This is a genomic window from Arhodomonas sp. KWT (genome assembly GCF_010993615.1).
Genome location: NZ_WNXE01000002.1, coordinates 73,150 through 93,285 on the forward strand (window position 1 = coordinate 73,150; position 20,136 = coordinate 93,285).

A 20,136-nucleotide genomic window follows, 5' to 3' on the forward strand; every position below is an offset into this window, starting at 1 on the left:
TTCTCATGGCCCTTTCCGCGGAAGAGCTCGCCGGGCGTCTCGAGCAGGCGCTTGGGCAGAAGATTGCGAAGCTGGTTATCGATCGCGACGAGGTGGACATCGAGGTCCGCCCCGAAGATCTCTACGCGACGATGCTGGAGCTGCGCGACCACGAGTCGCTGCGCTTCGAGCAGCTCATCGACATCGCCGGCGTCGATTACGCCGCCTACGGTGACGACGAGTGGATAACGGAGGAGGCCACTTCGGTGGGCTTCAGTCGTGGTGTCGACGGGTTTACCACCGGGCGGCTCGGCCTTACCGGCATCTATGGGGTGCAGGAGATCCATTCCAGCACCGGGCGGCGCTTCGCGGCCGTCTACCAGCTGCTCTCGCTCAGCCACAATCACCGCGTGCGGGTGCGCTGCTATGCCGCGGATGACAACTTCCCGGTCGTCGATTCCGTGGTTCCGATCTGGAGCTGTGCGAACTGGTTCGAGCGCGAGGCCTTCGATCTCTACGGCATCGTCTTCGACGGCCACCCGGACCTGCGGCGCATCCTCACCGATTACGGCTTTGTCGGGCACCCGTTCCGCAAGGACTTCCCGCTGATCGGCAATGTCGAAGTCCGTTTCGACGAGGAGCGCGGGCGCGTGGTCTACGAGCCCGTCAGTATCGAGCCGCGGGTGACCGTGCCCCGCGTGGTTCGCGAGGACAATCGCTACGCGCAGCCCGCGCCGCAGCAGGAGGGTGGCGCTGATGCCTGAGATCAGCAGCTATACGATCAACTTCGGTCCCCAGCACCCGGCCGCACACGGTGTGCTGCGTCTGGTGCTCGAGCTGGACGGCGAGGTCGTACGCCGGGCCGACCCCCATATCGGCCTGCTGCACCGTGCGACGGAGAAGCTCGCCGAGACCAAGCCGTTCAACCACAGTATCGGCTACATGGACCGGCTCGACTACGTTTCGATGATGTGCAACGAGCACGGATACGTGTCGGCCATCGAGAAGCTGCTCGGCATCGAGCCGCCGGTCCGTGCCCAGTACATCCGCGTGATGTTCGACGAGATCACGCGGATCCTGAACCACCTCATGTGGATCGGCGCCCATGGACTGGACGTCGGTGCGATGACGGTCTTTCTCTATGCCTTCCGTGAGCGCGAGGAGCTCATGGACTGCTACGAGGCGGTCAGCGGGGCACGCATGCACGCGACCTACTACCGCCCGGGCGGTGTCCACCGTGACCTGCCGCAGCAGATGAGCCGCTACGAGCCCTCGCCACACCGCTCGGAGGCCGACCTCAAGCGGCTGAACCGTGATCGCGAGGGGTCGATGCTCGACTTCCTCGACGCCTTCTGCGAGCGCTATCCGAAGGTGATCGACGAGTTCGAGACCCTCCTCACCGACAACCGGATCTGGAAGCAGCGGCTCGTCGACGTTGCCGTGGTCTCGCCGGAGCGCGCACTGCAGCTCGGCTTTACCGGGCCGATGGTGCGCGGCTCGGGGATCGAGTGGGACCTGCGCAAGAAGCAGCCCTACGAGGTCTACGACCGCCTCGATTTCGATATCCCGGTGGGCACCAACGGCGACTGCTATGACCGCTACCTGGTGCGCATCGAGGAGATGCGCCAGTCGGTGCGCCTGATCAAGCAGTGCGTGGACTGGCTGCGGCGCAACGACGGTCCGGTTCGGCTGGAGGACCACAAGGTCACGCCGCCGACCCGTGAGCAGATGAAGGACGACATGGAGTCCCTCATCCACCACTTCAAGCTGTTCACCGAGGGTTACAGCGTCCCGTCGGGCGAGGTCTATGCCGCGGTCGAGGCCCCTAAGGGCGAGTTTGGCTGCTACCTCGTCTCCGACGGCGCGAACAAGCCCTACCGGGTGAAACTCCGTGCCCCCGGGTTCCCGCACATGGCGGCGATGGATGAACTCGCGAGCGGGCACATGATCGCTGACGTCGTGACCATCATGGGCACGCTGGATATCGTATTCGGGGAGGTCGACCGGTGAGTTCGGAGCAACTGGCGGAAAAGTACCTCACCGCGCACCAGCGCGAGGAAATCGACCACTGGCTCGCGAAGTACCCGGACGACGACAAGGGGCGGCGTTCCGCCGTGATCCCGGCGCTGCACATTGCCCAGGAGGGTAACGGCGGCTGGCTGTCCCGGGAGCTCATCGACGCGGTGGCGGAGTACCTGGGGCTGCCCACGACCAAGGTCTATGAGGTCGCCACCTTCTACTCGATGTTCGACACCTCGCCGGTGGGCCGCCACAAGGTCAACGTCTGCACCAACGTCTCGTGCATGCTCCGCGGCGGCGAGGAGCTCCTCGCCCATATCGAGGAGCGTCTCGGCATCACGGTGGGGGAGACCACCGCGGACGGGCGCGTCACCCTCAAGCACGAGGATGAGTGTCTCGCCGGTTGCACGGGCGCGCCCATGATGCTTGTCGATGAGGTCTATCACACGAACCTCACGCCGGAGAAAGTGGACGAGATCCTGGAGAACCTGGAGTAGCCATGGCTAACGAGGTCTGTTACGCGACGCTGCAATTCGACGAGCCGTGGACGCTCGAGAATTACCTCAAGGTCGGCGGCTACCAGGCGCTGCAGCGTGTGCTCAAAGAGGGCATGTCGCGGGACGACGTCATCGAGGAGGTCAAGAAGTCCTCCCTGCGCGGCCGCGGCGGTGCCGGCTTCCCGGCGGGGATGAAGTGGAGCTTCATGCCCAAGGATGCCCCGGGGCCGAAGTACCTGCTGTGCAACTCCGACGAGTCGGAGCCGGGTACGTGCAAGGATCGCGATATCCTGCGCTATAACCCCCATGCGCTGATCGAAGGCATGGTTATCGCCGGCTACGCCATGGGCGCGACCCATGGGTACAACTACCTGCGCGGCGAGTTCATGAAGGAACCGTTCGAGCGCATGGAGCAGGCACTGGCGGAGGCGCGCGAGCAGGGCTACGTGGGCGAGGACATCCTCGGTTCCGGCTTCGACTTCGAGCTCTACAACCACCTCGGCGCGGGTGCCTACATCTGCGGCGAGGAGTCGGCCCTGATGGAGTCGCTGGAGGGCAAGAAGGGCCAGCCCCGCAACAAGCCGCCGTTCCCGGCGCAGTTCGGCGTCTATGGCCGGCCGACGACGATCAACAACACCGAGACCCTGGCCTCCGTGCCCTCCGTGATCCGCAACGGTGCGGACTGGTTCCTGGATCTCGGCATCCCCAATGCCGGCGGCACCAAGATCTTCTCGGTCTCCGGGCATGTGGAGCGGCCCGGTAACTTCGAGATCCCGCTGGGCACGCCGTTCAGTGACCTCCTGGAGATGGCCGGCGGCATGCGCGGTGGGCGCAAGCTCAAGGCCGCGATCCCCGGAGGCTCGTCCATGCCCATTCTCCCGGCCGACGTGCTGATGGAGATGAACATGGACTACGACTCCATCCAGAAGGCCGGGTCCGGCCTGGGCTCGGGTGCGGTCGTGGTAATGGACGAGACCACCGACATGGTCAAGATGCTGATGCGCATCTCCCGGTTCTACTACGCCGAGTCCTGCGGTCAGTGCACCCCGTGTCGCGAGGGCACGGGCTGGATGCACCGGGTGATCAAGCGCATCTACGAGGGTCGTGGTCGCGCCGAGGACCTGGAGCTGCTCGAGGCGGCGGCGGGCCAGATCGCCGGGCATACCATCTGTGCCTTCGGCGAGGCGGCGGCGTGGCCGGTGCAGGGGGTGCTCAAATACTGGCGCCACGAGTTCGAGTACTACATCGAGCACAAGCGCTCCATGGTTGAGGCGGCAGCATGAACGCGAAGGTCGAGGAAACGAAGCCGGACACCGTCACCGTCACCATCGACGGCCGCGAGGTCGCCGCGCCCAAGGGCGCAACGATCATCCAGGTCGCCGACGAGCAGGGCATCGACATCCCGCGCTTTTGCTATCACCGCAAGCTCTCGGTGCCGGCGAACTGCCGCATGTGCCTGGTGGACGTGGAGATGAACGGGCGCCCGGCGCCCAAGCCGCTTCCCGCCTGCGCCACCGCCGTAGGTGACGGGATGACGGTCTCCACGCAGTCCGAGCGCGCGCTCAAGGCGCAGCGCGGCGTGATGGAGTTCCTCCTGATCAATCATCCGCTGGACTGCCCGATCTGCGATCAGGGCGGCGAGTGCGAGCTCCAGGACGTCTCCATGGGCTACGGCCGGAGTGTCTCCCGCTTCGTCGAGCGCAAGCGCTCGGTCAAGGACGAGGACCTGGGCCCACTCGTTGCCACGGAGATGACGCGCTGCATTCATTGCACCCGTTGTGTGCGTTTCCTCGACGAAATCGCCGGGACCTCGGAGCTCGGCGGCATGTACCGCGGCGAGCACATGGAGATCGGCACCTGGGTCGGGCATGGTGTTCACTCCGAGCTCTCGGGCAACATCATCGACCTCTGCCCGGTGGGCGCGCTGACCAACAAGCCCTTCCGCTTCCGGGCCCGTGCCTGGGAGATGCTCAGTCACCCCTCGGTGAGTCCCCATGACCCCGTCGGCGCCAATCTGAACCTCCATCACGTGCGCGGGACGATCAAGCGTGTCGTGCCGCGGGAGAACGAGTCGGTCAACGAGAACTGGATTGCCGACCGCGACCGCTTCGGTTACCAGGGTGTCTACAGCGAGGACCGACTCGCCCGGCCGATGATCAAGCTCGACGGCCAGTGGCGCGAGACGGACTGGGAGACGGCGCTGGAGCACACCGTCTCGGCGCTCAAGTCCGTGGTCTCGCGCCACGGCGGCGAGGCCCTGGGCGCGCTGGTCTCGCCCTCGGCCACCACCGAAGAGATGTACCTGCTGGCGCGTCTGGTCCGTGACCTGGGCAGCGACAGCATCGATCATCGCCTGCGCCAGGCCGATTTCCGGGACGATGATCACGCCCCCGAGCGCCCGTCGCTGGGGCGGCCCATCGCGGACTTCGAGAGCGTGGACGCGGCATTCGTGGTCGGTGGCTATCCCCGCTGGGAGGTGCCGCTGCTCAACCACCGGCTCCGCCAGGCCAGCCTGCGCGGCGGTGACGTCATGTTCCTCAACCCGCGTGCTCACGACTGGAACTTCCGTCCGACCCTGGAGCACGTGGTCCATCCCGGTGCCATGGTCGAGGCGGCAGCGGCCGTCGCGACCGCGCTGGCAGAGAGCCGGGGCGAGTCCCTGCCGCAGTGGGTCGCCGCCTATGGTGCCACGGTCGGGGACGAGCACCGCCGCATTGCGGATGCGCTCGCCAATGCCGGGGATGCCGCCGTGCTCACCGGCGGGCTCGTCGAGGGCCATCCGGCGGGCGCCGAGCTGCGCGCGCTGGCGGCCTACGTGGCCCGCACTGCCGGCGCGTCCTTCGGTGTCCTGACGGCCGGGGGCAACAGTGCCGGCGGCTGGCTCGCGGGCGCCGTGCCCCACCGTCAGGTTGGTGGCGGACAGGGCCGCGGCCGGGATGCCGGGGCGATGATCCGCGAGGGCATGTCCGGATTCATCACCCTGGGCGTGGAGCCGGAACACGATTTCTGGAACGGCGCCGCCGCGGAGCGGGCGCTCGGTGAGGCGGAGTTCGCGCTGGCGCTCAGCCCCTGGGCGACGCCGCGCATGAAGGCCTGGGCGGACGTCATCCTGCCGGTGGCGAGCTTCGGCGAGACCGCCGGAACGCTGGTCAACGCCCAGGGTGACTGGCAGACCTTCGCGGGCGTCGGCCGTCCGGTGGGCGAGGCCCGTCCGGCCTGGCGTCTGCTGCGGGTGCTCGGCAACCTGCTGGATCTGGACGGCTACGACTACCAGGCACCGGACGAGATCCACGCCGATCTGCGCGGGCGGGTCCGCGGCGGCGAGCCGGACATGCTCGCGTGGGAAAACGATACCCTCGAACCGCGCTCGCCCTCCGGGCTGATGCGTGCCGGCGGCGTCGCGCTCTATGGCACCGACGCGCTGGTGCGCCGCGGCGAGGCCCTGCAGCGGACCTCGCAGGCGCGTCCGGCGAGTGCGGTGCTGGCCCCGGCGACCGCCGCGGCGCTGGGTATCAACGAGGGCGAGACCGTTGAGGTGCGCCAGGGCGAGGCGACGAGCCGTCTGACCGTGACGGTGGACGCCGCGGTCCCGGCGGAGACCGTCTGGGTGGATGCCGGGCTGCAGGGCAGCGAGGCCCTGGGGCCGCTGATGGGTGAGGTCACGGTCACGCGCGTGTGAGCATGCGCGGCTGCATCGAGGGCAAAGCGAGACAGGCATGGCTGAAATACTCGAGCTAGTATGGATTCTGGCGAAAATCGTGGTGCTGCTGGTGCCGCTGTTGATCGCCGTGGCGTACATGACCTATGCCGAACGCAAGGTCATCGGCTGGATCCAGCTGCGCCGCGGCCCCAACCGCGTGGGGGCCTATGGACTGCTGCAGCCGTTCGCGGACGCGCTCAAGCTCATGCTCAAGGAGATCGTGCTGCCGCTGAACGCGAACCGCGGCCTGTTCGTGATCGCCCCCATGCTCTCGATCATGCCGGCGCTCGCGGCCTGGGCGGTGCTGCCCGTCGGCCAGGGGCTGGTGATCGCGGACGTCAACGCCGGCCTGCTCTATGTCCTCGCGATGGCCTCGCTCGGTGTCTACGGCGTTATCGTCGCCGGGTGGGCCTCCAACTCGAAGTACGCGCTTCTCGGCGCGCTGCGCGCCGGCGCCCAGGTGGTTTCCTACGAGATCGCCATGGGTTTCGCCCTGGTGGGCGTGCTCATGGCCTCGGGCAGCCTCAATATCAGTGAGATCGTCGAGGCCCAGGCCGGCCCGATCTGGAACTGGTTCTGGCTGCCGCTGCTGCCGCTGTTCATCGTCTACTGGATCTCCGGCGTTGCCGAGACCAACCGTTTGCCGTTCGACGTCGCCGAGGGCGAGTCGGAGATCGTTGCGGGCTTCCACGTGGAATACTCGGGCATGGCGTTCGCCGTGTTCTTCCTCGCCGAGTACGCCAACATGATCCTGATCTCCGGGCTCGCGGCGATCATGTTCCTCGGTGGCTGGTACTCGCCGTTTCACGGTCTGCCGGTGCTCGGCCCGATCTTCGATCTGGTCCCGGGCATGATCTGGTTCTGCCTGAAGGTGGCGTTCTTCCTGTTCTGCTACATCTGGTTCCGCGGCACATTCCCGCGCTATCGCTACGACCAGATCATGCGGCTCGGCTGGAAGGTGCTGATCCCGGTGACCGTGGTCTGGCTGGTCGTCGAGTCGGTGTTCATTCTCACCGGGTTCGGCCCCTGGTTCTGAGCTGGAGGCTCCCATGCAAGCGATTCGCGACTTCTTCAACAGCTTCCTGCTGGTCGAGCTGCTCAAGGGCCTGAAGCTCACCGGCCGGCATCTGTTCGACGCGAAGTACACCATCGAGTACCCGGACGAGCGCGCCCCCCAGTCGCCGCGTTTCCGCGGGCGGCACGCTCTGCGCCGCTATCCCAACGGCGAGGAGCGCTGTATCGCCTGCAAGCTCTGCGAGGCGGTCTGTCCGGCACTGGCGATCACCATCGAGTCCGAACCGCGCGAGGACGGTACGCGGCGGACCACGCGTTACGACATCGACCTGTTCAAGTGCATCTACTGTGGCTTCTGCGAGGAATCCTGCCCGGTGGACTCGATCGTCGAGACCCGCGAGTTCGAGTACCACTTCGAGGAGCGCGGTGAGCAGATCGTGAACAAGCAGCAGCTGCTGGCGTTCGGTGATGAGTACGAGGCGCAGCTGGCCCGGGACCGGGCCGCGGACGCGGTGTACCGGTGAGCCCGGCGGGCGTCACAGGCCAACGAGGAAGAAGGCGACGTGATTGAGCTGATCATCTTCTACGTATTCGCGGCGGTGCTGATCTTTGCCGCCACCATGGTCATCACTGCGCGCAACCCGGTGCACTCGGCGCTGTTCCTGGTGCTGGCGTTCTTCAACAGCGGCGTGCTCTGGCTGCTGGCGCAGGCGGAGTTCCTCGGCATCGCCGTGGTGCTCGTCTACGTGGGCGCGGTGATGGTGCTGTTCCTGTTCGTGGTGATGATGCTCGACATCAACGTCGCACCGCTGCGCGAGGGCTTTGCCCGCTATCTGCCCGTCGGGGTGCTGGTGGGCGCGGCGATGCTGCTGGAGATGCTGCTCGTGCTGGGCTCCGGCGAGCTCTCGGCGGTCGGGCTCGCCGGCGGCGCCAGTGAGGCGCTCGGCGGTGTGGGCACGGCCCAGAGCAACACCGCCCTGATCGGCAACGTGCTCTACACGATCTACGTCTATCCGTTCGAGGTCGCCGCCGTGGTGCTCATGCTCGCGATTATCGCCGCGATCATGCTCACGCTGCGCCGGCGCTCGGGCACGAAGCATCAGGACATCGCCAAACAGGTGCACACCAGGAAGGCCGAACGGCTGCGCGTGGTGCGCATGAATCCCGAGAAACGGGACTGATAGATAGACCTCGCAAACCCCAAGACGGTCGGGACGAACGCATGCTGGAACTGTCGCATTATCTGGTGCTCGGGGCGATCCTGTTCAGCCTCGGTGTGGCCGGGATCTTTCTCAACCGCAAGAACGCGTTGATCCTGTTGATGTCCATCGAGCTGATCCTGCTGGCGGTGAATTTCAACTTCATCGCCTTCTCCAGCGCCCTGGGGGATATCCACGGACAGGTGTTCGTGTTCTTCATCCTTACGGTGGCTGCTGCCGAGTCCGCCATCGGACTGGCGATCCTCGTGGTGCTGTTCCGCAACCGCGACACCATCAATGTCGGCGACCTTGACAGCATGAAGGGCTGATCGAATGGAGACGGTATATCTGCTCATCGTTCTGGCGCCCCTGATCGGGGCCGCGGTCACCGGCCTTTATGGCCGGCGGCTCGGCCGGGTGGGGGCCCATCGGGTGGCGATCGGCGCGGTCGCGATCTCCTGCGCGCTGTCGTTCGTGACCCTGTTCGGCCAGCTCTCCGGGGCGGCGGAGCCGTTCAACGGGGCGGTCTATACCTGGGCCGCGATCCAGGGTCTGACCGTCGAGGTCGGCTTCCTGGTGGACCGGCTTACCGCGATGATGATGGTGGTCGTCACCTTCGTGTCGCTGATGGTGCACATCTACACCATCGGTTACATGGCGGACGACGAGCACAATTGGCCGGCGGGCAGCGGTGCCGGTGTCGCCAGCTACCAGCGATTCTTCAGCTACATCAATCTGTTCACCTTCTCCATGCTCATGCTGGTGATGGCGAACAACTTCATGCAGCTGTTCTTCGGCTGGGAAGGCGTCGGCCTGGTTTCCTACCTGCTGATCGGGTTCTGGCTTAATCGCCCGAGCGCCACCTTCGCCAATCTCAAGGCGTTCCTGGTCAACCGCGTCGGTGACTTCGGTTTCGTGCTCGGCATCGCCACGGTGTTCATGTACTACGGCAGCCTGGACTACGCGCAGGTGTTCGGCACGGCTGCGCAGAGCACGGGCGAGACCATGACGCTGTTCGGCGGGGAGGCGCTGGTCGCGACCGTCGCCTGCATCCTGCTGCTCATTGGCGCGATGGCGAAATCCGCGCAGGTGCCGTTGCACGTGTGGCTGCCGGATTCCATGGAAGGTCCCACGCCGATCTCCGCGCTCATCCACGCCGCGACCATGGTCACGGCGGGCATCTTCATGATCGCGCGCATGTCGCCGCTCTACGAGCAGTCGGTCACCGCACTGTCGGTGATCCTGGTCATCGGCGGCATCACGGCGTTCTTCATGGGCCTGGTGGGCCTGGTTCAGGACGACATCAAGCGCGTGATCGCGTACTCCACGCTCTCGCAGCTCGGGTACATGTTCGTGGCCCTGGGGGCGTCCGCCTACGCGGCGGGTGTGTTCCATCTCATGACCCACGCCTTCTTCAAGGCGCTGCTCTTTCTCGGCGCGGGCTCGGTCATCATCGCCATGCACCACAAGCAGGACATGCGCGAGATGGGCGGGCTGCGCAAGTACATGCCGGTGACCTACTGGACCATGCTGGTCGGTACACTCGCGCTCATCGGCACGCCGTTCTTCTCCGGTTACTACTCCAAGGACGCCATCATCGAGGCGGTGCATCTCGCCGCCACCGAGGGCCGGCCGGGGGCCGAGTTCGCTTACTGGTGTGTGCTCCTCGGGGTGTTCGTCACGGCGCTGTACTCGTTCCGGCTGTTCTTCCTCGTCTTCCACGGCAAGGAGCGCATGGACGCCCATACCCGCGAGCACCTGCACGAGTCCCCGCGCGTGGTGACCGTGCCGCTGATCCTGCTCGCGATCCCCTCGGTGGTCATCGGCTGGTTCACCACCGGTCCCGTGCTCTACGGCGATTACTTCGGCGGTGCCATCCACGTCGCCGAGGCGCATGACGTCCTCCATCACATGGCGGAGGAGGTCTGGCACGGCCCGGTCTCCTTCGGCGTGCACGCGCTGGTCAACCCCGCCTTCTGGCTCACCGTGGCCGGTGTCGCGGTGACCTGGGTGCTCTATATCGCACGCCCGGGGCTGCTGCCCGGCGTGCGGCGCGCCTTCGGGCCGGTCGGGGGGATCCTCGAGCGCAAGTACGGCTTCGATGCGCTGTGGATCAATGGCTTCGCTGGCCTCGGGCGCGGTATCGGCCGGGTGCTCTGGCGCGGCGGTGATGCCGGGCTCATCGACGGCGTGCTGATCAACGGCACGGCGCGGACCATCGGCCGGGTGGCGGCGCTGGTGCGTGGCGCGCAGTCCGGCTACCTCTATCACTATGCGTTCGCGATGATCATCGGCCTGCTGATCCTGCTCACCTGGCTCGTGGGCGGCTGGCAGGGCTGGTTCGCCTAGTGCGCGCCGCGACCGGCGCGCTGCACGGCGCATCTCGATACAACGACGGCAAGGAATGAGCGAATGTTTGAAGGTTGGCCTGTGCTTAGCCTGCTGATCTGGCTGCCCATTCTCGGCGGGTTGGCGGTGCTGATGACTGGCGAGCGGGCGGCCGATTTCAGTCGGCGGCTCGCGCTCGCGATCAGTGTGGTGGTCTTCGTTCTCAGTCTCGCCCTGTGGGCGGGCTTCGAGAGTGGCACCGCGGCCATGCAGTTCGTGGAGCGCACGACCTGGATCGATACCTTCGGCATTGAGTACTTCCTCGGCGTCGACGGCATCTCCATGCCCCTGGTGATCCTGACCACGTTCTCCACGGTGCTCGTGGTGATCGCCGGCTGGGAGGTCATCCGCTACAAGCCGCAGCAGTATCTCGCCGCCTTCCTGGTGATGGAGGGCATCATGGTGGGCGTGTTCAGCGCTCTGGATGCCATCCTGTTCTACGTGTTCTGGGAGGCCATGCTCATCCCGATGTTCCTGATCATCGGTATCTGGGGCGGACCGAACCGTATCTACGCCACGCTGAAGTTCTTCCTGTATACGTTCCTCGGCTCGGTGCTGATGCTGGTCGCGCTGATCTACCTCAGCTATCAGGCGGGCAGCTTCGCGATCCCGGACTTCTACGGACTGGGCCTGGACCCGGCCATCCAGACCATGATCTTCCTGGCATTCCTCGCCGCGTTTGCGGTGAAGGTGCCCATGTGGCCGGTGCATACCTGGCTGCCGGATGCCCACGTCGAGGCGCCCACCGGCGGCTCCGTGATCCTGGCGGCGATCATGCTCAAGATCGGCGGGTACGGTTTCCTGCGGTTCAGCCTGCCGATCACCCCGGTGGCGAGCGTGCAGCTCGACTGGCTGATGATCTCGCTGTCGCTGATCGCGGTGGTCTACATCGGCCTCGTGGCGATCGTCCAGAGTGACATGAAGAAGCTGATCGCCTACTCGTCCATCGCGCACATGGGCTTCGTCACCCTGGGGTTCTTCGCCATCTTCCGCATCGCCGGTTCCGAGGCGGTCTCGGGTTCCGGCGTGGTGCTCGCCCTCGAGGGCGCGGCGGTGCAGATGATCTCTCACGGTTTCGTCTCCGCGGCGATGTTCCTGTGCGTCGGCGTGCTTTATGACCGACTGCATTCGCGGCGGATTGCCGACTACGGCGGGGTGGCCAACCGCATGCCGATGTTTGCCGGCTTCTTCGTCATGTTCGCGATGGCGAACGCCGGGTTGCCGGGCACATCCGGATTCGTCGGTGAGTTCATGGTGGTGCTCGCGGCCTTCCAGGCGGACTTCTGGTTCGCGTTCCTGGCGGCCACTACGCTGGTGCTCGCGGCGGGCTACACGCTGTGGATGATCAAGCGGGTGGTCTACGGCGAGGTCGCCAACGAGGGTGTGGCGGCGCTCCGTGATATCAATCGCCGCGAGTTCCTGATCCTGGGCGTGCTGGCGCTGGCGGTGCTGGCCCTCGGCGTGTGGCCGCAGCCACTCGTGGAGGTCATGGAGCCGACACTCTCGCACCTGGCGAATATCGTCATGGCGGCCAACTAGTGTCCAGAGGTTGAACGGGACGGCGCGTCCAAAGGAATAGGCTCGAGGTACTCTATGTCGTTCGTGATCCCCAACTTCTCGCTGGCACTCCCGGAGATCTGGCTGCTCGCCATGATCTGCGTGGTCCTGGTCGCGGATCTGTTCGCCACCGGGCGCGAGAGCGCCCCGGCGTTCTATCTCAGCCAGATCGCGCTGCTCGGCGCCATGTGGTTCGCCGTGCAGAGCCAGTGGGGCGTGGATACCGTTGACTTCAACGGTACCTACGTCGCCGACAGTCTGGCCGCGACGCTGAAGGTGAGCATCGCCGGCTTCGCCTTCCTGGCGTTCGCCTACAGCCGTGATTATCTGCGCCAGCGCAACCTCCTGCGTGGCGAGTTCTACCTGATCGGGCTGTTTGCGGTGCTCGGCGGGTTCGTCATGTCCTCGTCGGGCAGCATGCTCACGCTGTATCTCGGCCTCGAGCTCATGTCGCTGGCGCTGTACGCGATGGTGGCCTTTGACCGGGACAGCCGTATTGCCTCCGAAGCAGCGATGAAATACTTCGTCCTGGGCGCGCTGTCTTCGGGCATGCTGCTCTACGGCATGTCGATGATCTACGGCGGCAGCGGCAGCCTGGAGCTGGCGGAGATCGCGGCGCAGGCGGCGGGCGGCCCGGACAACATGCTCCTCGCCTTCGGCCTGACCTTCGCGCTGGTGGGCGTGGCCTTCAAGTTCGGCGCGGTGCCCTTCCACATGTGGGTGCCGGACGTCTACCAGGGCGCGGCGACCCCGACCTCGATGTTCATCGGCACCGTGTCCAAGGTCGCCGCCGTGCCGCTGTTCCTGCGCCTGGTCGCGGAGGGGCTCGGCGCGCTGCACGGCGACTGGCAGGTCATGGCGACGTTCATGGCGGTGGCATCGCTGGCCGTGGGTTCGCTGTTCGCGCTGGTGCAGGACAACTTCAAGCGGCTGCTGGCGTACTCGACGGTGGCCCACATCGGCTTCCTCTTCCTCGGTTTCATTGCCGGCACGGAAGAGGGCTATGCCGCGTCGCTGTTCTACGCGATCAGCTATGCGCTGATGTCGGCGGCGGCGTTCGGGATGATCATGGTGCTCTCGCGCCGGGGCCACGAGGCCGACGAGATCGCCGACCTGCGCGGTCTCAACGATCGCAGCACCGGTATGGCGCTGGTCATGCTGGTGGTGATGTTCTCGATGACCGGTGTGCCCGGGACCGTGGGCTTCTACTCCAAGTGGGCGGTGCTCAAGGCGGTGATCGATACGGGGCATGTCTGGCTCGCGGTGGTCGCGGTGCTGTTCGCGGTGATCAGCGCCTTCTACTATCTGCGCGTGCTCAAGGCCGTGTACTTCGAGCGTATCGAGGGCGAGGCCGAGGCGATTCCCGCCTCCGCGACCGTGCGCTGGGTCTGCGGGCTCAACGGCGTGGCGATCCTCGGTCTCGGGCTGTTCCCCGGTGCGCTGTTCGCGGTCTGTCGCGCGGCCTTCGGCGGGTAGCACGGGAGGGTTGCATTGCCCGTCGCGAGGCGTATCATACGTCCTCCGCGGCGGGGTCAACGCCCCGCGGGATCCTCGCAAGAGGGCTTGCAAAAGGCGCAACGCCGCGGTTAGAATACTGTTTGTCAGATGCGGGGTGGAGCAGTCTGGCAGCTCGTCGGGCTCATAACCCGAAGGTCGCAGGTTCAAATCCTGCCCCCGCTACCAGGCATCTTCGAAAAGGCCGCTTGCGGCCTTTTTTTGTAGGTGGCGCAGCCACGGCGCCGCCGCAGCGGTTTTTCGAAGAATGGGCCGACGTGGCCCATTTTTTGTTTGTGGGGACGATACAGACGGCATGGCGGCGGCACAGAGACTGACCGAGATCCTGCAGCCGGTGGTCGAGGCGATGGGCTACGAGTTCGTTGGCCTGGAGTACCACCCGAACAGCAAGCGCGGGCTGCTGCGGATCTACATCGACACGCCGGAGGGCATCGACGTCGACGACTGCGAGGCGGTGAGCCATCAGGTCAGCGGTGTGCTCGACGTCGAGGACCCGATCCCGGCGGAATACAACCTCGAGATCTCCTCGCCGGGGCTCGAGCGTCCCCTGTTCAAGCCCGCGGACTACGACCGCTTCGTGGGCGAGCGGATCCGTATCCGTATTCGCGGCCGCCACGACGGCCGGCGCAGTGTCCGCGGCGTGCTGCGCGGTCTGCGTGACGACGCCGTCGCGGTCGACGAAGACGGTGAGGAGGTGCTCGTGCCGCTGGAAGTGGTCGATCGCGCCAATCTCGAGCTGGAGCCCGAAGGCCGGTGAGCTGGAGTAATCAATGAGCAAAGAAGTCCTGTTGGTTGTCGATGCCATCTCGAACGAGAAGGGCGTGGACAAGGAGGTCATCTTCGAGGCCATCGAGGCGGCGCTCGCCTCGGCGACGCGCAAGCGCCATGGCGGCGAGATGGATGTGCGCGTGAGCGTGGACCGTCGCACCGGCGAGTACAGCACGTTCCGGCGCTGGACGGTGGTCGAGGACGAGGCCCTCGAGGAGCCGGACCGCGAGCTCACCCTGGAACAGGCCCGCGAGCGCGATCCGGAGGCCGAGATCGACGGGACCATCGAGGAACCGATGGAGTCGGTGGAGTTCGGTCGTATCGCCGCCCAGACGGCCAAGCAGGTCATCGTGCAGAAGGTCCGCGAGGCCGAGCGCGCAAAGGTCGTCGAGGCCTATCACGAGCGCGAGGGCGAGCTCATCACCGGCATTGTCAAGCGTGTCGAACGGGGCAATATCTACCTGGACCTTGGCGGCAACGCCGAGGCCTTCATCCCCCGCGAGGAGATGATCCCGCGGGAGGCGGTGCGCCCCGGTGACCGCCTGCGGGGCTACCTCAAGGAGGTCCGTTCCGAGAATCGGGGTCCGCAGCTCTTTGTCTCCCGCACCGCGCCGGAATTCCTGCTGGAGCTGTTCAAGCTCGAGGTCCCCGAGGTCGGCCAGGAGCTGCTGGAGCTGCCGGCGGCGGCGCGTGATCCGGGCATGCGCGCGAAGATCGCGGTACATGCCCTGGATCCGCGCATCGATCCGGTCGGGGCCTGTGTCGGCATGCGTGGCTCGCGCGTGCAGGCGGTGTCCAACGAGCTCGCCGGCGAGCGGGTCGACATCATCCTGTGGGACGAGAACCCGGCCCAGTTCGTGATCAACGCGATGGCGCCGGCGGAGGTCGAGTCCATCGTCGTCGACGAGGATCGTCACAGCATGGACATCGCGGTGGCGGAGGATCAGCTCTCCCAGGCCATCGGCCGCGGCGGGCAGAACGTCCGCCTCGCCAGTCAGCTCACCGGCTGGGAGCTGAACGTGATGACCGCCGACGAGGCCCGCGAGAAGAGCGAACAGGAGACCGCGGAGCTGCTGCAGATGTTCGTCGACACGCTGAACGTGGACGAGGACATTTCCGCGGTGCTGGTCGAGGAAGGCTTCTCGAGCCTCGAGGAGATCGCCTACGTGCCCGCCGCGGAGCTGCTCGAGATCGAGGATTTCGACGAGGATATCGTCGAGGCGCTCCGTGCGCGGGCACGGGATGTGCTGGCCGAGCGCGAGGCCGAGCGGGCGCAGGCCGCGGGCGAGGTGCCGGCGGAGGACCTGCTCGGCATGGAAGGAATGGACGAGACGCTGGCCCAGGCATTGGCGCAGCAGGGCATCACCACCATGGAGGACCTGGCCGAGCAGTCGGTGGACGACCTGCTCGAGGTTGAGGGCATGGACCAGGAGCGTGCCGCGGCGCTCATCATGAAGGCGCGCGAGCCCTGGTTCGCCGAGCAGCAGGACGGGGAGTCCTGAACGGGGCCCGCGGCGACGGGAGGCGTCGTCGCTACCCGCTCGGAAACGGCGCTCGGCAACAGGTGGACCGGAGGTAGAAGTTTATGGCGAATACGACGATCAAGGATTTCGCGGAGGCCGCTGGCATCCCCGTGGACCGCCTGTTGACCCAGCTCAATGAGGCCGGCATCGAGGGGCGGAACGCGAGTTCCACCTTCTCCCGCGAGGACATGTCCACGCTCGTCGAGCACCTGCGCAAGGCCGCGGGTCGCGGTGACAGCGAGGCCGGTCCCGGTCCCAAGCAGATCACGCTCAAGCGCAAGAGTCACAGCCAGATCCGCGTGCCCGGCGGTGCCGGTGGGCGCGGCAGCCGGGGCAGCACCGGCGGGCGCACCGTCAACGTCGAGGTTCGCAAGAAGCGCACGTACGTCAAGCGAAGTGTCGTCGAGGCGGAGCAGCACGAGCGCGATGCCCGTGTCCTCGAGGAGGCACTCGACGACGCCCTGGCGCGTCCGGACGCCCAGCCGGAGCCGCAGCCGCAGGCATCGGAGACGGCCGTCTCCACCGAAGCGGCCGGCGAGGCGTCCGTCCCGGAGCAGGCCGAGGCCGGCGAGCAGTCGACGCCGGAGGCCGAGGAGGCGCCCGCCGCCGAGGAGACTCCCGCGGAGGAGGCCGAGCCCGTAGCCGAACCGGAGCCCGTTGACGAGGCCACCGCGGCGGACGAGGCCGAGGAGACGGAGGAGGCCAACGAGTCCGAGGCCCAGCGCCAGAAGGAAATCGAGGAAGAGAAGGAGCGCAAGCGTCTCGAGGCGGAGGCGAAGCGCGAGCGTGAGGCCGAGGAGCGGGCCGCGCGCAAGGCAGCCAAGGGCAAGGGCAAGGCGCGCAAGAAGGGCGCCGAGACCAAGGGTGCCGGCGGTCGCGGTCGCCGGGGGGGGCGTCGTGCCGGTGGCGCCGCCGAGCAGCTGCAGCACGGCTTCGAGCGTCCGACTCAGCCGGTGGTCCGCGAGGTGGAGGTGCCCGAGAGCATCACCGTCGGCGATCTCGCCCAGCGCATGAGCGTCAAGGCGGCGGATCTCATCAAGGAGATGATGAAGCAGGGTGTCATGGCCACCATCAACCAGGCCATCGACCAGGACACCGCCGTGCTGCTCGTCGAGGAGCTGGGGCACCGTCCGAAGGTGGTCAACGAGAACGCCGCCGAGGAAGAGATCCTCGCCCAGGCGGAGGAGCCCGAGGGCGAGCGCGAGCCGCGGGCGCCGGTGGTCACCATCATGGGCCATGTCGACCACGGCAAGACCTCGCTGCTCGACCACATCCGCCGCACCAAGGTGGCGTCCGGCGAGGCCGGCGGCATCACCCAGCACATCGGTGCATATCACGTGAAGACCGACCAGGGCATGGTGACCTTCCTGGACACCCCCGGGCACGAGGCCTTCACCGCCATGCGTGCCCGCGGTGCGCAGGTCACCGACGTGGTCATCCTGGTGGTCTCGGCGGACGACGGCGTCATGCCGCAGACCCAGGAGGCGATCAAGCACGCCCGCGCGGCCGGAGTGCCGATCGTCGTGGCCGTCAACAAGATCGACAAGCCCGGCGCCGACCCGGATCGCGTGCGCCAGGAGCTGACCCAGTTCGAGGTCATCCCCGAGGAGTGGGGTGGCGACACCCAGTTCGTGAACGTCTCCGCGGTGACCGGCCAGGGCATCGACGCGCTCCTCGAGGCGCTGCTGCTCCAGTCGGAGCTCCTCGAGCTCAAGGCCGTGGTGGACTGCCCGGCGAACGGCGTGGTTATCGAGTCCAGCCTCGACAAGGGGCGCGGCCCGGTGGCGACCGTGCTGGTGCGCAACGGCGTGCTCCACACCGGTGACGTCATCCTCTCCGGCACGGAGTACGGGCGCGTCCGCGCGATGCTCGACGAGGGCGGCAACCGCGTCGACGACGCCGGTCCGTCGACCCCGGTGGTCGTGCTCGGTCTCTCCGGTCTGCCTGAGGCCGGCGACGAGGTCCTGGTGCTCGAGGACGAGCGCAAGGCCCGCGAGATCGCCGAGGGCCGCCGCGAGAAGAGCCGCGACAAGCGTTTGCAGGCCCAGAAGGCCGCCAAGATGGACGAGCTCTTCTCCCAGATGGGCGAGGGCGAGGTCAAGACCGTCAACCTCGTGATCAAGGGCGACGTGCAGGGCTCCGTGGAGGCGCTCGGCCAGTCGCTGCAGAACCTCTCCAACGACGAGGTCAAGATCAAGGTCGTCAGCAGCGGAGTGGGCGCGATCAACGAGGGCGACGTCAACCTGGCGCTGGCCTCCGAGGCACTGCTCATCGGCTTCAACGTCCGCGCCGACGGCAAGGCGCGCAAGGCGGCCCAGGAAAACGACGTCGAGCTCCACTACTACAGCGTGATCTACGACGCCATCGATCAGCTCCGCAACGCCATCAGCGGTATGCTGGAGCCGGAGGTGCGCGAGGAGATCATCGGTCAGGCGGCGGTCATGGACGTCTTCCGCTCCTCCAAGCTCGGCCAGATCGCTGGCTGCCTGGTCGAGGAGGGCGTGGTCCGGCGCAACAACCCGATCCGCGTGCTGCGTGACAACGTGGTGATCTTCGAGGGTGCGCTGGAGTCGCTGCGCCGCCACAAGGACGACGTCAATGAGGTTCGTGCCGGCACCGAGTGCGGCATCGGCGTGAAGAACTACAATGACGTCAAGGTCGGCGACCAGATCGAGTGCTACGAGCGCGTCGAGATCCGGCGTGAGCTGTGATCGCCGGGACGGGGGACGTTAATGGCACGTGATTTCTCCCGGACGAGGCGGGTCGGCGAGCAGATCCAGCGCGAGCTCGCCGAGCTCATCCGCGACGAGGTGCGCGACCCGCGCGTCGGTTCCGTCACGGTCTCCGAGGTCTCGGTGACCCGTGACTTCGCCCACGCGCGGGTGCTGGTCACCGTGCTCGGGGCGAGCGCCGAGGCCTCCGCTGATGCCGTCGAGGCGCTCAATCACGCGGCCGGTTTCCTGCGCTCGCAGCTCGCGCGCCGCGTGCGGCTGCGCCAGGTCCCGGCGCTGGTGTTCGAGTACGACGAATCCTTCGACCGCGGTGCCCGTGTCTCGCGCCTCATTGACGAGGCCGTCGCGCGGGACGACGGGACGGACGACGACAACCCGGACAGCTGATGGGTCGCAGACGCAAGGGACGCAACGTCCACGGCATCATGCTGCTGGACAAGCCCGCCGGCGTGACGTCCAATCACGCGCTGCAGCGGGTACGCCGGCTGCTCGATGCGCGCAAGGCCGGCCACACCGGCAGCCTCGATCCGCTCGCCACCGGCTTGCTGCCGCTGTGCTTCGGCGAGGCGACCAAGGTCAGCGCCTTTCTCCTCGATGCGGACAAGCGCTATCGGGTCACCGCCCGGTTCGGCTGCGTGACCGACACCGGTGACGCCGAGGGCGAGGTGGTGGCGGAGCGGCCGGTCATCGGTCTCGACCGCGATACCCTGGGGGCGGCGATGGTGCGCTTCGAGGGGGCGATCGAGCAGGTGCCGCCGATGTACTCGGCGCTCAAGCACGAGGGACGGCGGCTCTACGAGCTGGCCCGTGAGGGCCGCGAGGTCGAGCGCCCGCCGCGCCCGGTGACGATCCACGAGCTGCGTCTGCTGGCGATCGACGGCGATACCGCCACCCTCGAGGTGGCGTGCAGCAAGGGCACCTACGTGCGCACCCTGGTCGAGGATATCGGCGAGGCCGTCGGCCCGGGCGCGCACGTCACCGCCCTGCGCCGTACGGCCCTCGGGCCGTTTCGCGACGAGGCGGCGCTCGTCACCCTTCCGGCGCTGGAAACGCTCGACGGGGACGAGGGGCGTGCCGCGCTGGAGCAGCGCCTGATCCCCATGGAGCAGGCCCTCGGTGACTGGCCGGACATCCACCTCAGCGGCGATCTGGCGGCCTACGTCCGCCAGGGGCAGCCGGTGTGGGTGCCGCGGGCGCCGGGGCAGGGCTGGGTACGGCTGTTCGCCGAGGGCGAGCGCTTCCTCG

At 66.9% G+C, this 20,136-nt stretch carries 17 protein-coding genes and 1 tRNA gene; all 18 read left to right on the forward strand.

Going from position 1 to position 20,136, the window contains the following annotated elements; translation table 11 throughout:
• Positions 1-5 precede the first annotated feature (5 nt).
• The gene (locus G7A99_RS01335; RefSeq protein ID WP_018717690.1) at positions 6-743 is read left to right on the forward strand and encodes an NADH-quinone oxidoreductase subunit C; all 738 of its coding nucleotides are present in this window, start codon (positions 6-8) and stop codon (positions 741-743) included.
• Positions 736-1,989 carry an NADH-quinone oxidoreductase subunit D gene (locus G7A99_RS01340; protein ID WP_018717691.1) on the forward strand — a complete coding sequence of 418 codons (1,254 nt, stop codon included), beginning with the start codon at positions 736-738 and terminating at the stop codon, positions 1,987-1,989. Before G7A99_RS01335 ends, G7A99_RS01340 begins: the two co-directional genes overlap by 8 nt.
• Positions 1,986-2,495 carry an NADH-quinone oxidoreductase subunit NuoE gene (gene nuoE, locus G7A99_RS01345; protein ID WP_018717692.1) on the forward strand — a complete coding sequence of 170 codons (510 nt, stop codon included), beginning with the start codon at positions 1,986-1,988 and terminating at the stop codon, positions 2,493-2,495. The genes G7A99_RS01340 and nuoE overlap by 4 nt, the downstream gene beginning before the upstream one ends.
• Positions 2,496-2,497: 2 nt before the next feature.
• Positions 2,498-3,778, forward strand: a complete 1,281-nt coding sequence (gene nuoF, locus G7A99_RS01350; protein ID WP_018717693.1) for an NADH-quinone oxidoreductase subunit NuoF — start codon at positions 2,498-2,500, stop codon at positions 3,776-3,778.
• Positions 3,775-6,174, forward strand: a complete 2,400-nt coding sequence (gene nuoG / locus G7A99_RS01355) for an NADH-quinone oxidoreductase subunit NuoG (protein WP_018717694.1) — start codon at positions 3,775-3,777, stop codon at positions 6,172-6,174. The genes nuoF and nuoG overlap by 4 nt, the downstream gene beginning before the upstream one ends.
• 37 nt (positions 6,175-6,211) lie before the next feature.
• Positions 6,212-7,231 (forward strand): NADH-quinone oxidoreductase subunit NuoH, encoded by a 1,020-nt coding sequence (gene nuoH, locus G7A99_RS01360; RefSeq protein WP_026321005.1) that lies wholly within the window; start codon positions 6,212-6,214, stop codon positions 7,229-7,231.
• Positions 7,232-7,244: 13 nt separating this feature from the next.
• Positions 7,245-7,733 (forward strand): NADH-quinone oxidoreductase subunit NuoI, encoded by a 489-nt coding sequence (gene nuoI / locus G7A99_RS01365; protein ID WP_018717696.1) that lies wholly within the window; start codon positions 7,245-7,247, stop codon positions 7,731-7,733.
• A gap of 42 nt (positions 7,734-7,775) precedes the next feature.
• Positions 7,776-8,390 carry an NADH-quinone oxidoreductase subunit J gene (locus tag G7A99_RS01370; protein WP_026321006.1) on the forward strand — a complete coding sequence of 205 codons (615 nt, stop codon included), beginning with the start codon at positions 7,776-7,778 and terminating at the stop codon, positions 8,388-8,390.
• A 41-nt stretch (positions 8,391-8,431) separates the two neighbouring features.
• The gene (gene nuoK / locus G7A99_RS01375; RefSeq protein ID WP_018717698.1) at positions 8,432-8,737 is read left to right on the forward strand and encodes an NADH-quinone oxidoreductase subunit NuoK; all 306 of its coding nucleotides are present in this window, start codon (positions 8,432-8,434) and stop codon (positions 8,735-8,737) included.
• Positions 8,738-8,741: 4 nt separating this feature from the next.
• Positions 8,742-10,757, forward strand: coding sequence for an NADH-quinone oxidoreductase subunit L (nuoL, locus tag G7A99_RS01380; protein WP_018717699.1), 2,016 nt, complete (start codon positions 8,742-8,744; stop codon positions 10,755-10,757).
• Positions 10,758-10,820: 63 nt separating this feature from the next.
• Positions 10,821-12,335 carry an NADH-quinone oxidoreductase subunit M gene (locus G7A99_RS01385; protein ID WP_026321007.1) on the forward strand — a complete coding sequence of 505 codons (1,515 nt, stop codon included), beginning with the start codon at positions 10,821-10,823 and terminating at the stop codon, positions 12,333-12,335.
• A gap of 54 nt (positions 12,336-12,389) precedes the next feature.
• The gene (gene nuoN / locus G7A99_RS01390; RefSeq protein ID WP_018717701.1) at positions 12,390-13,829 is read left to right on the forward strand and encodes an NADH-quinone oxidoreductase subunit NuoN; all 1,440 of its coding nucleotides are present in this window, start codon (positions 12,390-12,392) and stop codon (positions 13,827-13,829) included.
• Positions 13,830-13,959: 130 nt separating this feature from the next.
• Positions 13,960-14,036 (forward strand) — tRNA-Met (locus G7A99_RS01395).
• A 127-nt stretch (positions 14,037-14,163) separates the two neighbouring features.
• Positions 14,164-14,625 carry a ribosome maturation factor RimP gene (gene rimP / locus G7A99_RS01400; RefSeq protein WP_018717702.1) on the forward strand — a complete coding sequence of 154 codons (462 nt, stop codon included), beginning with the start codon at positions 14,164-14,166 and terminating at the stop codon, positions 14,623-14,625.
• A 13-nt stretch (positions 14,626-14,638) separates the two neighbouring features.
• On the forward strand, positions 14,639-16,138 hold the full coding sequence (nusA, locus tag G7A99_RS01405; protein ID WP_018717703.1) for a transcription termination factor NusA: 1,500 nt from the start codon (positions 14,639-14,641) through the stop codon (positions 16,136-16,138).
• 83 nt (positions 16,139-16,221) lie between these two features.
• Positions 16,222-18,870 carry a translation initiation factor IF-2 gene (gene infB / locus G7A99_RS01410; RefSeq protein ID WP_163138685.1) on the forward strand — a complete coding sequence of 883 codons (2,649 nt, stop codon included), beginning with the start codon at positions 16,222-16,224 and terminating at the stop codon, positions 18,868-18,870.
• A 21-nt stretch (positions 18,871-18,891) separates the two neighbouring features.
• The gene (rbfA, locus tag G7A99_RS01415; protein ID WP_018717705.1) at positions 18,892-19,278 is read left to right on the forward strand and encodes a 30S ribosome-binding factor RbfA; all 387 of its coding nucleotides are present in this window, start codon (positions 18,892-18,894) and stop codon (positions 19,276-19,278) included.
• On the forward strand, positions 19,278-20,136 hold an 859-nt coding region (gene truB / locus G7A99_RS01420), incomplete at its 3' end, for a tRNA pseudouridine(55) synthase TruB (RefSeq protein WP_240466055.1). The genes rbfA and truB, both read left to right, overlap by 1 nt.